General features: G+C 61.5%; 14 protein-coding genes and 1 pseudogene. 10 read left to right on the top strand and 5 right to left on the bottom strand.

Annotated features, from left to right (window positions below):
• Window positions 1-19: 19 nt before the first annotated feature.
• A complete protein-coding gene (locus tag AC1MLZ_RS24090) occupies window positions 20-430 on the bottom strand; it encodes a DUF3617 domain-containing protein (RefSeq protein WP_480962357.1) in 411 nt (136 codons plus the stop codon).
• Window position 431: 1 nt separating this feature from the next.
• Here AC1MLZ_RS24090 and AC1MLZ_RS24085 point away from each other — a divergent pair, with 1 nt between their 5' ends.
• From AC1MLZ_RS24085 to AC1MLZ_RS24050, 8 genes and pseudogenes are all read left to right on the top strand, one after another.
• Window positions 432-632: a hypothetical protein gene (locus tag AC1MLZ_RS24085; RefSeq protein ID WP_480962356.1), complete on the top strand. Its 201-nt coding sequence runs from the start codon at window positions 432-434 to the stop codon at window positions 630-632.
• A gap of 475 nt (window positions 633-1,107) precedes the next feature.
• Entirely contained in the window at window positions 1,108-1,656 is a 549-nt protein-coding gene (mepK, locus tag AC1MLZ_RS24080; protein WP_480962355.1) for a peptidoglycan L,D-endopeptidase MepK, read from the top strand.
• Between the two features lie 411 nt (window positions 1,657-2,067).
• The gene (locus tag AC1MLZ_RS24075; RefSeq protein WP_480962354.1) at window positions 2,068-2,433 is read left to right on the top strand and encodes an FKBP-type peptidyl-prolyl cis-trans isomerase; all 366 of its coding nucleotides are present in this window, start codon (window positions 2,068-2,070) and stop codon (window positions 2,431-2,433) included.
• Between the two features lie 127 nt (window positions 2,434-2,560).
• Window positions 2,561-3,009 (top strand): annotated as a pseudogene (trxC, locus tag AC1MLZ_RS24070) (thioredoxin TrxC).
• Between the two features lie 21 nt (window positions 3,010-3,030).
• Entirely contained in the window at window positions 3,031-3,159 is a 129-nt protein-coding gene (locus tag AC1MLZ_RS24065) for a hypothetical protein (RefSeq protein ID WP_480962353.1), read from the top strand.
• 138 nt (window positions 3,160-3,297) lie between these two features.
• Window positions 3,298-3,495 (top strand): hypothetical protein, encoded by a 198-nt coding sequence (locus AC1MLZ_RS24060; protein WP_480962352.1) that lies wholly within the window; start codon window positions 3,298-3,300, stop codon window positions 3,493-3,495.
• 48 nt (window positions 3,496-3,543) lie between these two features.
• Window positions 3,544-3,720, top strand: coding sequence for a hypothetical protein (locus AC1MLZ_RS24055; RefSeq protein ID WP_480962473.1), 177 nt, complete (start codon window positions 3,544-3,546; stop codon window positions 3,718-3,720).
• A gap of 47 nt (window positions 3,721-3,767) precedes the next feature.
• Complete coding sequence (locus AC1MLZ_RS24050) at window positions 3,768-4,247, top strand: hypothetical protein (RefSeq protein ID WP_480962351.1); 480 nt, start codon at window positions 3,768-3,770, stop codon at window positions 4,245-4,247.
• 370 nt (window positions 4,248-4,617) lie between these two features.
• On the opposite strand, the gene AC1MLZ_RS24045 is transcribed toward AC1MLZ_RS24050, so the two are convergent.
• A complete protein-coding gene (locus AC1MLZ_RS24045; protein ID WP_480962350.1) occupies window positions 4,618-6,009 on the bottom strand; it encodes a L,D-transpeptidase family protein in 1,392 nt (463 codons plus the stop codon).
• Window positions 6,010-6,018: 9 nt separating this feature from the next.
• On the opposite strand from AC1MLZ_RS24045, the gene AC1MLZ_RS24040 reads away from it, so the two are divergent.
• Entirely contained in the window at window positions 6,019-6,186 is a 168-nt protein-coding gene (locus tag AC1MLZ_RS24040) for a hypothetical protein (RefSeq protein WP_480962349.1), read from the top strand.
• Between the two features lie 388 nt (window positions 6,187-6,574).
• Here AC1MLZ_RS24040 and istB read toward each other — a convergent pair whose 3' ends face one another.
• Both istB and istA read right to left on the bottom strand, forming a co-directional pair.
• The gene (gene istB, locus AC1MLZ_RS24035) at window positions 6,575-7,336 is read right to left on the bottom strand and encodes an IS21-like element helper ATPase IstB (RefSeq protein WP_159513485.1); all 762 of its coding nucleotides are present in this window, start codon (window positions 7,334-7,336) and stop codon (window positions 6,575-6,577) included.
• On the bottom strand, window positions 7,333-8,841 hold the full coding sequence (gene istA / locus AC1MLZ_RS24030; protein ID WP_151989758.1) for an IS21 family transposase: 1,509 nt from the start codon (window positions 8,839-8,841) through the stop codon (window positions 7,333-7,335). The genes istB and istA overlap by 4 nt, the downstream gene beginning before the upstream one ends.
• Window positions 8,842-9,325: 484 nt before the next feature.
• Between istA and AC1MLZ_RS24025 the strand changes: the two genes are divergently transcribed.
• Complete coding sequence (locus AC1MLZ_RS24025; RefSeq protein ID WP_480962348.1) at window positions 9,326-11,623, top strand: AAA family ATPase; 2,298 nt, start codon at window positions 9,326-9,328, stop codon at window positions 11,621-11,623.
• Window positions 11,624-12,200: 577 nt separating this feature from the next.
• Here the strand turns inward: AC1MLZ_RS24025 and AC1MLZ_RS24020 are convergent.
• Window positions 12,201-14,015 carry a hypothetical protein gene (locus AC1MLZ_RS24020; protein ID WP_480962347.1) on the bottom strand — a complete coding sequence of 605 codons (1,815 nt, stop codon included), beginning with the start codon at window positions 14,013-14,015 and terminating at the stop codon, window positions 12,201-12,203.
• Window positions 14,016-14,113 lie beyond the last annotated feature (98 nt).

Raw genomic sequence — 14,113 nt, 5'->3', positions numbered from 1 at the left:
GCTTCAGCCTGTGACGTGGTTAGTCGCCGACGCGGGCGGCGCGCTGGGTGAGCACGATGCGCATCGGCCCCTTGGATGTCGTTCCGGTCACCATTGCCCGACCCACGAAGCCCGTCTTGTCATAGGTGCCGGACCGAGTGACGTGCACGGGCTCGCCACGCTTCTGCGGACAGGTAAGCACCTGATCGTATTTGCCATCAGCAACGTGCTGGACGTCGACATGGCACCGCGCCTTCGGATCGGGCGCGATAAGCGCCTCCACGCCCTGGCCCGCCGACAGGCGTTTGTGCTCCGTCTTCGACTTACCCTGCATCATGCGCGCTATGAAGCCCGGCAACCCGGGCACGGACATCTCCACCGTATTGGACGTGACGTCCCATCTGCCAGGCGCAAGCGCCAGGTCGGCAGCGAGGGCCGCGGAAGGAAGCATGATGAAGGCGGCGGCAAGAGTTCTGAACATAGCCCATATGTACCGCGTGGGCATTTGCGCAACCAGCCTCTGCGCACTGCCCGCCGCTCCCTTTTATCAGTTCCGGCAGGTTTCAGCTTCCGCAGGTTCAGCACGGGTGTACCTGAAGGAAACCAACTGGTTTCGACCCGCTTTTGGCGTTTTCCTGTCGGTTCGCGATTGACGACATTCATCGGCCGCTAAGGGCAATCACATTAGCCACCCGACTGCTGAAAGATTGTGCTTTCGAGCCAGCCCAGGCCGCATGCCCGCCACCTCGTGCTGGTGGCGCCTGTTCATCCGAAGGCCATGCCGGTCCTCTTTCGACGCCATAGGAGAACCAGAAGGAGCTCGTTGCTCCCTATCCGTCGCAGCTCATGCGCGTTAGCAGTCAAGCCAAGCAAGAGGGCAAAATGCCGCGGCCGTGTGTTGGTGTCCGGGGTTCGGCGGGCCGTTTGCCATTTTCCAAGTACTGCCCGAGATAGCAGGTGATCAATGCGCCGCTGCCTTGCCGATGCCGATCGACGATGCACCCAGAGAGTTTACCCCGACCTGGATCGGGCAAGAGGTTCGACCACCGTGACGAACGCATGTCAGTAAAGGAAGCATTCACCAAGTGATGGTGTAAGGCAAATGCCTCTTTCTGACAGGATCCCACCTTGGCTGACTCACTGTTTTCCCGTCGCGATCTTGTTAGCGGTGGAGCAGCCGCGCTCGTGATGGCCGCACTTTCGGAACGCGTTTCGGCGCGCACTCCTGAGCGGCGCCTGGCACTGACTAACCCGCACAGTGGCGAGCGATACGACGCGTGCTACTTTGCCAACGGGCGCTATCGTGCCGATGGACTCGCCGAACTCAACCACGCCATGCGGGATTGGCGCACCGGTGCTACCCGGCACATGGATCCTGCGCTCCTGGACCTGCTAGTGCGTGTCCGTGACCGACTTGATGTGTCGCCGCAGAACCACGTTCGACTGGTGTCAGGTTACCGAAGCCCGAAGACGAACGGGGCTCTCCACGCTCGTTCGCACGGGGTCGCGAGCAACAGCCAGCATATGCTCGGCAAGGCGACTGATATTGCAATCCCCGGCGTGCCGCTGAACCGCCTCCGAGATGCAGCGCTTTCAATGCGCGGTGGAGGAGTCGGCTATTATCCACATGATGGATTCGTACACATCGATACCGGCGCCGTTCGTCATTGGAGCTGAAGCTGCTCACCGGGGAGCAAGGTTTGGCGATGCAACCGACCAACCTGGAACCCGTGGCCGGATGTTCGCAACCCCTCCCCGAATCCCTGGCCGCCCCTCCGCGCAGCTGTCGGCATACGCGCTACACCCATGTGATGGAACCAATGGCGCGCCGTCGGCGCCTTGGATATAGCCGTGGCTATGAGCTCTTTCCCACGGGTCTTGCACCGTCTCGTTATTGCCGTCGTCCTGCCGTTGCTGGCGGCACCGTTACCCGTCAGCGGGGCGACGGTCCGTAAGGCGAGGCCGCGCGCCGCGCTGCCTGCGCCGGTTAAGGCCAGCAATACCATCATTGCACTCCCTTTGACCCCCATAGTACCAACGGGGCAGCGACTGTGTTCGGCACGGACGCCTTCCGGGCTGGGATATACAATGCTGCGCCCTGGATCTGGCGCGAAGCCCACCCAAGGCGATGTCTCGCTAGTGAACTACATCGGCTATCTGGCAACGACTGGGGCGGTGTTCGATCAGGGGATGCGGTCGCCGTTGCCTGTCAACGGAGTGATCCAGGGCTTTTCTCAAGGATTGCAGATGTTAGCCAAATCGGGCGTCGCGCGGTTCTGTATCCCCGCGACCATGGGCTATGGGTCGCAAGCGTCAGGCCCGATCCCTGCCAACTCTGATCTCGTGTTTCAAGTCGAGCTGGTAGACTTCAAGACGGCCGCTGAGGTGGAGGGCATGAACAGGGCGCAAGAAGCCGAACCGCCTGCACAGAAGGATGCCGCCCCACAGCCTTAGAAGGACAGCTTGTCTGAGATCGATATGTTTAGCGCCGTTGCGTTCGGACCTTCGCTAAGCGGAGATTTGTCTATCAGACAGCAGTAGGTGAAATCTTCGGCCGGCTACCGCGGCGAGAGGAAGAATGATGGCAACCCAAACTTCAGGTGGCTTGATCGTCGCCTGCCCGGTCTGCGCCACCCTGAACCGCGTACCGCGTGACAAGCTGGGCGCTGGCGGGATCTGTGGCAACTGCAAGAACGCCCTGTTCTCGGCCAGGCCGATCACCATCACGGCGGCCAACTTCGATGCGCACGCATCACGATCTGACCTCCCGCTGCTCGTCGACTTCTGGGCTTCCTGGTGCGGCCCTGCCGCCAGATGGCGCCGGCGTTCGAAGCTGCCGCTAAACAGCTCGAGCCATGGATCCGCCTGGGCAAGCTCGACACCGAGGCGGAGCAGGCGATTGCCGGACGCTATAATATCCGATCGATCCCGACGATGATCCTGTTCCGCAAGGGCCGCGAGATTGCGCGGCAGGCGGGTGCCATGCCGGAGCGCACGATCGTCGATTGGGCGCGCGGCGCAGCGCGTTGATCTCGCGCCGTAGGCCATCCGGTGACACTCGATGGCCGCTATTTCGTGGTTCGCGGTCGCCTGTGGCGGATGGCGAACCCGGCGCTGGTGCTGCAAGATCGCTATTGTCTGGGGGCGCGATTTGATGCGCCCGCGCCGCACCGTGGGTGACGCAATTAGCAGAACATGAGAAGCGCGCTCGCGAGCACGCAGCATCAGGCAGCTGTGTTCGGAAAGCCGATCCAAGCAGACTGATCGAGATAGCTGATCGCCCTGCCAATCTCGTGTCGACCCTGCTATCGCTCGGCTATGCTCAAATCACGGATCAAGCGGCGTGCTGCCGTAGGCGGGCGTGCTGTCGATCGGCTCGCTGAGATCGAAGCAGCGGATGCTGCACTCAAGGACGAGGACCTCCTCGATCTGGCGGATATCTTCTCGGGCGACACGGTGACGCCCTTGAAGGATATGGCGTCCAGCGAAATGGCAAAACGGAACATCAGCCTGTGACCGTACGCCGCCAGGCGGAGCCGGCCAGCTATCGTGTAAGGCTTACCCTTGCCGATGGTTATCGATGCAGACGACCAGCCAGTGCCGAATTCACACGTCGTCGAAATCAATTTTCCTGGCGACACCATTGAAACGGCACTCGGCAAGATCAACACCATCGTCGGCCCGGGGGTAGCCAAAATCATTGTCGATGACACGACCTTCCGTGGCGTGGCGCTATGCTAATTGCCAGTGCCCGCTATGAAGCAGCCCGGTAAACAGAGAGCGTAGATATGGATTTGGGGAGCCTGCCGGAGTGGATTTCGGCGCTTGCAACTTTGGGAGCGGTTGTAACGGCGCTGGCGCTGCTGAGCCGCCTCGACGCTCGTGCCCGGGGAGCGGAGGCAACTCTAGCAACGGCTGCAGTCGAGCGTCGTCGTGTAATCACTAAACATTTCCTCGAGATCCTGGATCATGCCCGTAACGCGACGGACAAGGCGCTGAGCGCGTTCAACATCGAGCAAGCCGATTCTATCTATTACGAACACTATGCGCGGTTCCAGACGGCGGTACGCGCGTCAGAACGCCGTATCGAGCGACTGCAATCGTTCTCGGGTCTGCCGATTGAGATTTACCTCCTATCCGACAGAACTGGCGCGGTCCTTACCTCGCCGCGGATATCGGCATCACTCGACGAGACAACGATTGCAGCACTGAACGAACTTCAACATCAACTACGATCTATACGTGAAGACGTTGTCCTTGCCGGTTGAGCCCAGAACAAGAGACGTCGATGATCTGCGGTGGCGTCGTCGAAAGCACGAAGCAGTACGAGCATAGGCATCGTCTTCCCCACGGGAGAGCCCGTGCACTCGGCTCATAATTCAAGGCCAAGCCAGCTCATCCCATGAAAGCACGCCGAGATCCTTGCCAGCGTGCGTCTTCATCCGCACGAAGCGCTGGTTGTCGAGCTTGACCCAATTTGGCGTACGCGAGCATCGAGACGGAGATAAGTGACACTCTTTTGGGGAACAGCGATCACGCTGCGAGCCAAACGGTGTGCCGTGAGAATCTGTACCACCCACTGCCGCAGACGCTGGCGATTGCGCGAGCTACCGGTCGCCAAACGTCGCCTAGCGCTATTCAAGGCCCAATATCGATCGCCTGAGCCTCGGCGCGCTTCGCCGATGCCTTGGCAAACCCGAGTTGTTCGGCGATCGGATCGTTCCAGCCGTAAGGGTCGGTGCGAAAAGCCACCTTGCCATCATCACTGACGTCGACGTTGTGGTATAGCAACCGGACAGGGATGCGGCGCGGCAGGGGCACAAAACTCATCTCGCCCGAGTCCTGAGCGGTCTGCCACGCGTCGGCGACGCCCTCGTGCTGGGCGAGCATCTGCGCGAACCCCAGTGCATCTTCGACCCGCACGCAGCCGTGGCTCAGATGACGCTGGCTGCGATCGAACAACGCAGGCGCCGATGTATCGTGCAGGTAGATCGCCTGGTCATTCGCCATGTCGAATTTGACGAGACCCAGCGCATTGCTCGGTCCTGACTGCTGAACGATCCAGCCGTCCCGGAGGACCATGTCGTGCGCCTGCAGATAGTCTTCGCCAACGTTGGCCATCTCCCCGTTTTGGATCGACTTTGGCACAGTCCAGGTCGGGTTCGCGACAAGGCGATAGATCGGCGAGGATAGAGCAGGCGTTTCGCGGCCGGGTTCGCCAACGATCACCTTGCGCTGATCGACAAGCGTCCCGTCGCGGTAATAGCGGAGTTGGGCGGCTGCCGTGTTGACGTCGATCCGAGTTGCCGGTGGCGTTCTGGACAACCAGCGTCGCCGCTCGAGCCCTACTGCAAGTGCGCGAGCTCTATCGGCGTCGTTGAGGTTTAGGACCTTTAGGGTCTCCGGCCCGACCACGCCGTCTGCGGCGATGCCGTAGTCGGTCTGAAGCCCCTTCAATGCATCGGCGATCGCTTGGGTATAAAGCGTTGGAACAGCCGCTTGCGGGGCGGTGGCCGCTGCCGACGGCGTATCGGCCCCAGAAAGCAGATACCCGTTTTCAACGAGTTGCTCGACGATCGTCGAGACCCGCGCATCGCGGTCACCGATGTGGATCAGGCCTGATGGAATAGCCTGCCCGGGTGTCGTGATCGACGCCTTTGCATTGAACGCGAGGTAGGCAGCAGAGAGAAGCTTGTACTCGGAGTCCTGCGGCGGCAGGCTATCGAACCAGGCAATGAGGTCTCCCTTGGCGAGTGCGCGTGTGAGCCCTGCAGCGAGGTCGGCCTTTGGCCGGGGCAGCGTATATACGCCGTGGAGCGATGCAGGATCGACGTGGCCATGCGAGAGCGCAGCGGCATAATCGAGCGCAGCCTTGGTACGTTCAGCGTCCTCGACCGCACCCGTCGCGCCTGTCGCCGGGGCTGGAAAGAATACGACGCGGTCCAGGCCGTGCCGGGCGCGATCGGCGAGTATCTGGTCGAAAGCCTCGACATTCGAGGCGGACCAGACCTTATGAGACCCAGCCTTCACGTGACCGGCTTGGACGATCGGATCTGCCACAGCGTGTTTTTTGATCCCGATGTGTTTGGTGCGGACACCGGCTTTCGGGTCGCCGCTTGTCTGGATGATTGTGCCATGAGCCTGAGCGAAACCGCCGAGGCCCACGATCAGGAACGGCATCGCGCCAACGGCAAGTCGGGCTCGTAATATCTTCAATGTCATGCAGCACTAACGCGCGAACCTCCCCGTAGGCGCTGCCGCTCCTATCTGTCATTCGGCCGGTTCGGCGTGGGTGTACCCTAAGAGGACCAAGCGTCTTCCAGTCAATTCCGGCCCAAACCGCGGCAGTTGCCCATTGACAACGTCGGCTTGCCGTTATGTCGCGGTTTAACGACGACCGGCTTGTGCACCTAATATCCTAAAGTTCGTGCTTTCGCCGACACCCGTTTCGGACTATTGAGCGGCGATCTGGATGAGACAGTAGCGGCGATCAGGATGAGACTCTGCGGCCGTGACGGGAGCGAGATTGTCGCGGCGCGACAGGCAATGCAAGGCCAACTTTGGTCTTGATCGCCGCTCCGCGACAGACGGTGTCTCAGCTTGATTGTCGCTGGAGGGCTGCGCGGCGTCGGTAGCTCTCGACGTTCATCTCGAAGATGGTGGAATGATGAACGAGGCGATCGACAGCGGCGAGCGTCATGGCGGGGTCAGGGAATACGCGCGACCAGTCGCCGAATGGCTGGTTGGCGGTAATGAGGGTTGATCGGCGTTCGTAGCGGGCGCTAATCAGTTCGAAGAGGACGGAGGTTTCGGCCTGGTCCTTGGTGACGTAGGCGAGATCGTCGAGCACGAGCAGGTGATATTTGTCGAGCTTGGCGATCGCACTTTCGAGGGCGAGCTCACGGCGCGCGATCTGCAGTTTCTGGACGAGATCCGAGGTACGGGTGAACAGGACGCGCCAGCCCGCCTCGATGAGTGCCATGCCGATTGCAGCGGCGAGATGGCTCTTCCCGCCGCCCGGTCCGCCAATCATGATGAGGTTGGCCCCCTTCTCGAGCCAGCTGTCGCCGGCGCAGAGCGCCATGATGTGAGCCTTCGAGATCATCGGCACGTTGGTGAAGTCGAAGGTGTCGAGGGTCTTGCCTGGTGGCAGGCGTGCTTCTGCCAGGTGCCGCTCGATGCGTCGCCGGTCGCGTTCGGCGATCTCATGCTCGGCGAGCGCGGCGAGGAAGCGGGTGGCCGGCCACGCCTCCTTGTCGGCGCGTTCAGCGAACTGGAGCCAGGCCTGCTTGATGGCAGGCAGACGCAGTTCGTTGAGGATGAATGCGAGGCGCTGGGTGTCGACAGCGGGGTTCATGCGGCCGCTCCCGTCAGCAGAGTGTCGTAGACGGCAAGCGAGGGCAATTGCACCGAGACGACCGGCAAGCTGGCCGGGTCTGGTGAGAAGCGTGCTCGTAGCTGCGTGAGGTCTGGCAGGCGCCTGGCGTCCAGATCCGCTGCCAGAACATCTGCCAGCTCTGCTTCGCAACCCCGCTCATGCGCGAGCGAGAGCAACTCGACCATGATCTTGCAGGCGACGCGCTCGGGCAGTTGTTCGATAAGACGGTCGAATGTCCGGCGATACGCTTCGCGCGGAAAGATCTGGTCGCGGTAGACGAGGTTCATCAGCGCCATAGGTTTGCGCCGCAGGCTGTGAATGACGTGCCGGTAGTCGACGACGTGTCCGTGCTTGCCGTCGCTGGGCGTTCGTCCGCGACGGAGCGTCATGAGACGCGTCGCGCCGAGGAAGATATCGAGGCGGTCGTCATACAGGCGGACCCTCAGCCTGTGGCCGATGAGGCGCGACGGGACCGTGTAGAAGACCTTCTTCAGCGTGAAGCTGCTGGTCGAGGTGACGGGGACAATGCTCTCCTCATAGTCGCCGGTGCGAAGCTGCGGGAGCGGCTGCAGCGTTGCGCGCTCGGCATCGATACGAGCCGCGTTGCGTCGGTTCTTGCGCGCGACGATCTCGTCGATGAAGGCGCGATAGGCGGTCAAATCGTCGAAGTCGCCGGATCCGCGCATCAACAGTGCGTCGTTTACGGCATATTTGAGATGGCCGTGGGGGCTTTCGATAGCGCCGTTCTCATGGGCGACACCGCGATTGTTGCGCGTCGGCTCCATCGCATAATGCTCGCAAAGCGCATCATATCGCCGCGTCAGGTCAACTCTGGCGTCAGCGTCGAGATTGCGGAATGCGGCCGACAGGCTGTCACTGCGGTGTAGGCGTGGCGCGCCGCCTACCGCCCACAGGGCGTTCTGCAGTCCCTCGGCCAAGGCGACATAGCTCTCGCCGCCGAGGATGACATGGGCGTGCTCGAAACCCGACCAGACCAACCGGAAGTGATAGAGGAGATGCTTGAGCGGCTCGCCGGCGACCGTGACGGGCACATCGAGGTCGCCCATATCGGTGAAGTCCGACAGGCCCATGTGGCCGGGCTCGTGGGTCTGACGGAAAATGACTTCCTGGTCCTGACCATGCCGCGCACGCCATGTCCGGATGCGCCGCTCCAGGGTCCTCCGGATACCGGGCGACAGATCCGAATGCCGGCGAAGCATCTCCTCAAATATGGCAACGGCCCGCAGGCCGGGAGCCGCCTGGAGAAGTGGGACAATCTCGGTGTCGAAGATCTCTGCCAGCGGGTCTGGTCGGCGCCGACCTCGCGGCTCCGCCTTCTGGGACGGGAGTTTGCCGCCCTTGAGCAGTCGATAGGCGGTCGCCCGGCTGATACCGGCCTTGGCCGCTGCCACGGGCACCGGGTCGCTTTGACGATGTTTCATAAAGAGCCTCGTTTGATGATCGTTGACGTGTCGACCGCTCACCTGCGCTCTTCCCCCAAGGAAAAGCCCAGATGTAGGCCGGTCACGACCACCAAAGCCCTTCGAAAGGGCTTCCGTTTGGGGCTGTCGGCTCCGGGCTACGCCCTACGCCGACAGCCCCAAACGGAGTCTCATCTTGATTGACGCTGCTGTCTCACCTTCATCGCCGCGCAGCATCGGACGCCCCGCCCAAGTCTTGCTGGCCCCTTACCCATCATTCAAGGCGCGTTTTCCAATCCCCAACTTCGGTCGCTCGTTTCAGAATTTTTTGGGCAGCTACAGCGACCGACTGAGCTTAGCGGAGCGTCACCGCTTTCTTGGCAAACACCGCTTCGAGAAATGCCCTTCGGCAGTGACCCTGGCCAGATCCGTGCCGGCCTTTCCAATGCTTTACCGCCAGATGTTGCCAGAAGGGTCGCGAAGACCCTTCTTCATTCGGACGAACTCGTGCGTTGACAATGATACGGCCGGAGCATGAACTCGCGCGATGGGGATAATAACAAACATCAAGTCGCTGCAGGGAATGGGGATCTACGCCGACCGAAGCGCGCGTTCGCCCGCTCTCCAGTTCCGCCGCTACAACCTCATCTATGGGTTCAACGGGTCGGGGAAGAGCACGCTTTCGCGTCTCTTCGCAAGCCTCGAAGCCGGCGGACCGCACCCCAAACTCCCCGCCGGCGGTAGGTTCGAAGTTTCGCTGGACGACCACTCGACGTTCGGATGCCCGACTAATCCAATGGGTCTCGAGCAGCGGCTGCTGGTGTTCAATTCGGACTACATCGAACAAAATCTGCAATGGGCCGCAGGGCGCGCGAACCCAGTATTCTACATAGGCGCGGACCAAGCGGAAGCCGCGAGCGAGCTGACGAAGGTCGAAGGCGACATCATCCAGGCAGATGCGAAGAGGGAGGCTGCGTTCGCGACCGAAAAGGCCGCGGAAAAGACGTTCGCCAACTACAAGAGGGAGCGCGCCAAGTCGGTCGCTTCCCGCCTCCATCTCGGCGGTCGCAAGTACGAGGCGCTGGCTCTCGCCAAGGACTACAGCACCTGGAAGGACGACGATCGACCCGCGCTCACGGACGACGAGCTGAGGGCGGCCGAAGACACGCGCCGGCTTGAGGAGGCGATGCCGCGCCTAGAAACGATTTCGTTTGATAAGGCGATTATCGAGACTGCCTACCGCTTCATCGCCGACGTTTGCGGCCAGTCGATGATGGCCGTGGCACTCGACGAAGTGGAACAGTACCCCGACATGCTGCTTTGGCTCAAGCACGGGCATGAGTACCACGAAGCCCATGGGATCGCTGACTGCCTCCTCTGCGGCAACGCGATATCGGACGAGCGCCGAGCGCTCCTCACCGCCGCACTCGACGACCGGGTCGACCAATTCGTCGGCCGTCTAAACAAGACTGCCGAGCGACTGAGCGGCCTGATCGAGTCATCGACCCAAATTGGCGCTCAGATGCCCACCGCGGAAGATTTGGCGACGGAATTGCGGGCCGGTCTCAAAGACGTCCGGGAGAATGTATCGGAGGACGTGCGCCTGCTTGCGAAGCAACTCGGCACACTGCGAACCGTCCTTTCCGCCAAGCTGGCGCGTCCGGCGACGCCAGCCGACATGAAGGACGTCGCCAGCGAGACGGATGTCCTCGCCACCGCACAGCGGCTTGCCGCTGGCGTCGCGACCGTCAACGAGGCCATCGCGGCCCACAACCAAGCGGTCACCGATTTCGGGAAGCATAAAGAAGCCGCCGAGATCTCGATACGGCGGCACTTCATCGTCGATTGCTGCGACGACTACACTAAGACGGCGAAGGAACTCGACGACGCGACGAACAAGTTGAAGGTCGAGACCGACGGTGCTGCGATACTGCGGGAGAAGGCGCGGGAATTGCGCCAGAAGATCAGGACACACGGACCCGCCGCCGGGGTAATCAACAAGCTAATCGCGGCTTATCTCGGGCACGGCGAGCTTACGATTAGCCCGGTCAACGAGGGTTACGAGCTACAGCGGCACGGCACGCCGATCACCGGCGTCCCAAGCGAGGGCGAGAAGACCGCGATCGCGATATCCTACTTCCTGTCGTCCATCGAGGCAGACAACCGAAAGCTGAAGGACGTCATCGTGGTCGTCGACGACCCTGTGTCGAGCCTGGACACAAAGGCATTGAACTTCGCGTGCTCCCTCGTGAGGACCCGTCTCGAAAAAGCAGCGCAGGTGTTCATCCTTACCCACAACCTGCAGTGCATGAACGAGTTCAGAAAGGCCTGGAAAGGCAGAGCCCGCCCTCCTGCCGGCAAGGACCCGGCGGCGACGTTCCTATTCATCGACGTGACGATCCCGGAGGGGCAGCCCCGTCGTTCCTCGACGATCATCGAGATGTCGAAACTGCTCCGCGAATACGACTCCGAGTACCACTTCCTGTTCAGCCACGTGCTCAGGTTCGTGGAGCAACCCAACGCCTATGATGACCATGGCTACATGATCCCCAACGTAATCCGAAGAGTGCTGGACGTGTTCCTGGCCTTCAAGAGTCCAGGCGGCGGTGGCCTGCCCGGACAGCTCGACAAGCTGTGCACCGACTACCCCGAGTTGGACAGGGAGCAGCTGGCGGCCCTCGAGCGGCTCGCCCAAGTTGAATCCCATTCGGACAACCTCGACGATTTGCTGTCGTTCTCAACAATGACGCTGGAGGAGACCCGCGGCGCGGCCGCCGCGCTGTTCGCCATGATGGAGCACGTCGATGGCAACCACCTGAAACGCCTCAAGGGCCTCTGTCCCTGATGGATTTGTACCGGTGAATGCTTTCGAGCGCATTGTGCCCGTGCCTTTGGCACCCCGGAATAGGAGTTCTGGGACGTCGATCGTTTGGTAGCTCACCCTTCGGACCGACGAGGTTCACGCACTCGGCACGAACCTCGTCAAACCCAGTAGCCGACATTCTTAACGGCTTGAGGACTTCTCAAAACCGGCCGTTGGTTCAGGTGGTGAGCGACGACTGTTTCAAAACCTGACGCAGCTAGCGCCGAAGGCAACGCATGCTCTTGTGAAACCAACTGCGACGGGCGCTAAGTTGACCTGAACTGTTGGTTTAGTGTGATTGAAGGGGACCAACGTCGATTACCGACTGTCGACACACCCGGGGGCGCTCGTCCGTTTCGACCGCTTTGCACGGGCCTAGCGCGCCTGCGGCTTCCGCCGCCGCGCGCTATACCTGCAATTAGTCGTCTTTAGTGGGAAGCCGCACGTCTTTTCTCCTCAGTGGGATCTCTCACAGAATGCCTACTTTCGTGTAAACGTCTGTGCAATCGCTTTCGTCCCGTTGCCCTCATGCGCGAGAAGCCAACCTTGCCTAAACGCGTCACGAGACACTTAGTCCCTTCGTCGTCGGTGGCCCTCGACCTTCGAGCGTTGATTTGGCCTCAAGGACAGAGCGACGGATATAGGGATCGTTCGCGCCTTCGCCATATCCGGTCAGCTCCAGCAGCTTCTCAGCTGCGAGGCGGGCCTTCTCGCCGTCACCAAGGTGGAGGTAGGCCCGTCGGGCGGTATCGGCGAACTGGTGGTCGTTCATCGTGCTTGGATCGTCGGCTCGCATCTCTTTGAGGTACTGTCGAACTTCCGCCTCTCCCATCCCCTCCGGCGCTGCACCGCCGCCTTCGACGACCTCGAGAAAGTAGTAGAGCAGGTTGTTCGAGGCCTTGGCCCTCTCGGTGGACGAGCTTAAGTCTTCGGGATCTTCCTTAACCTTAGTCTCGCGAGCGTCGCGAGTTACGGAGAACGCCTCGTTCAGGAGCTCGATCGCCTTTGGCCCGGCGGTGCCCCTCTCAGCTCCATACCCGCCACGCAGTGCCTCAGCCTCTTCCCACAACAGGACACCGAGCACGCGCGGTGCAGCCGACCGTATCCAATGCTGCTTGGGGATAGGCTCGCCCTTCGCGCCAAGCGCGATCACGAGGGCGCGCAGCTTGTCGATCGCCTCACCCCGGTGGCCGAGCGCATCGAGGGTCCTGGCGATACGGTAGACGATGACGAGCCGCTTTGGGAACTTCGCCTCCATTTCCCGGTAGAGCTGCAGGGCGCGCTGGATTTCAGGCTCCCCCTCCGCGATGAGGTTTCCAAGCTGGAAGTGGACGAGGGCCCGCTGCATCGTCAGGACGTACGACACCTCCTTACGCGTACGGGGCTGGAATCCCGCCGCCGCATCGACCTCATCGTCCAGAGCTTGGAGCCGGGTCGCGAGCTCGCTCAGTGATCCGATTCGCTCCCTGGGCTTGCCGCTGCTCTTCTCTAGCACCGGCTGCGCGGCCTTGATCGCGACCTCAATCCTGTTGCGTAGATCCTCGGGAAGGTCCTTTAGCGTCCGGAGCCGGACGTTGGGCTCTTCGGCGGAGCGCGATGATCCATAGCGCAGACCGGTCTCGATCTCGTCTATCTGGAGTTTAATCTGGTCGGCGTACTGGCCGACTCCGTCGATTAGCGTCTTGAGCACGCCAAGGTGGCTCAGGCTCGTCTCCAGTTGCTGCTCGTCACGCACATTCTCGACCCGCCGGCGCTTATACTTCAGGCCATGTTCGATCTGCCCCCAAAAGTCTTCCAGGGCGGTACGGACCTGAATTTCGATCGGCAGCGCGCAATACCCGTCGCGGTATCGCCCACGTCCCTTCACGACGATGTGGATCGAGGTATAGTTCGACGGACGCTCCACGATCTCGGCAGCGATCCCACGCCCCTCGAACAGCGCTTTGACCCTTTTCGGCAGCTCCTGCGCATCGCCGTTCGGGTTCGTGCTGTAGATCAACGCCTCGGCGATGCTACCGCTGATGAAGACATCGTCGTCCAACGTGTCGCGCGCGATCGTGTCCAGCAGCGCTTCGAGCACCTGGACTATGTCCATTCGGTAAAGCGTGATGACGCGCAAGCCCACGAGGTCGCTCACGTCGGCCACGCCGTAGGATGGCCGGTCGGCGCGCTTAGCTTTGACCTTCTCAACGATTTTGTAGTCTTCCTTCACGCGCGTGGTCACGGCGTAGGCTAGGTCGGCGACCGCCGGGGTCCCCGTCTGGAGCCTGGTGGTCAGCCTCTCCCGCAGGCTGTCCGCCCCCCTTAAAGCATGGTAGACCTCTAATAGCAGGCGCTCGTCGCTGGTGACTGGTGATTGGTCCGGGCTGGGCATCGAATCTCCGTGTTCGGGTATTAGGTCAGTTGGGCGGATCCGGCCCAAGCCACCTTGTGGATGCGTAGGCCGAGGACAAAGGGCCACGCACTAGTCCC

This window comes from Sphingomonas sp. PEI4 (genome assembly GCF_056679955.1).
Note: the sequence above shows the minus strand (reverse complement) of the source record. Positions and strands in the feature narration are given on the sequence as shown.

What these genes read in the sequence shown, in the direction of transcription:
- istB (WP_159513485.1), bottom strand. Translation starts at nt 7,336, where the DNA reads ATGAACCCCGCTGTCGACACCCAGCGCCTCGCATTCATCCTCAACGAA.
- AC1MLZ_RS24085 (WP_480962356.1), top strand. Translation starts at nt 432, where the DNA reads ATGAAGGCGGCGGCAAGAGTTCTGAACATAGCCCATATGTACCGCGTG.
- AC1MLZ_RS24050 (WP_480962351.1), top strand. Translation starts at nt 3,768, where the DNA reads ATGGATTTGGGGAGCCTGCCGGAGTGGATTTCGGCGCTTGCAACTTTG.
- AC1MLZ_RS24025 (WP_480962348.1), top strand. Translation starts at nt 9,326, where the DNA reads ATGGGGATAATAACAAACATCAAGTCGCTGCAGGGAATGGGGATCTAC.
- AC1MLZ_RS24060 (WP_480962352.1), top strand. Translation starts at nt 3,298, where the DNA reads ATGCTCAAATCACGGATCAAGCGGCGTGCTGCCGTAGGCGGGCGTGCT.
- AC1MLZ_RS24020 (WP_480962347.1), bottom strand. Translation starts at nt 14,015, where the DNA reads ATGCCCAGCCCGGACCAATCACCAGTCACCAGCGACGAGCGCCTGCTA.
- AC1MLZ_RS24090 (WP_480962357.1), bottom strand. Translation starts at nt 430, where the DNA reads ATGCTTCCTTCCGCGGCCCTCGCTGCCGACCTGGCGCTTGCGCCTGGC.
- AC1MLZ_RS24075 (WP_480962354.1), top strand. Translation starts at nt 2,068, where the DNA reads ATGCTGCGCCCTGGATCTGGCGCGAAGCCCACCCAAGGCGATGTCTCG.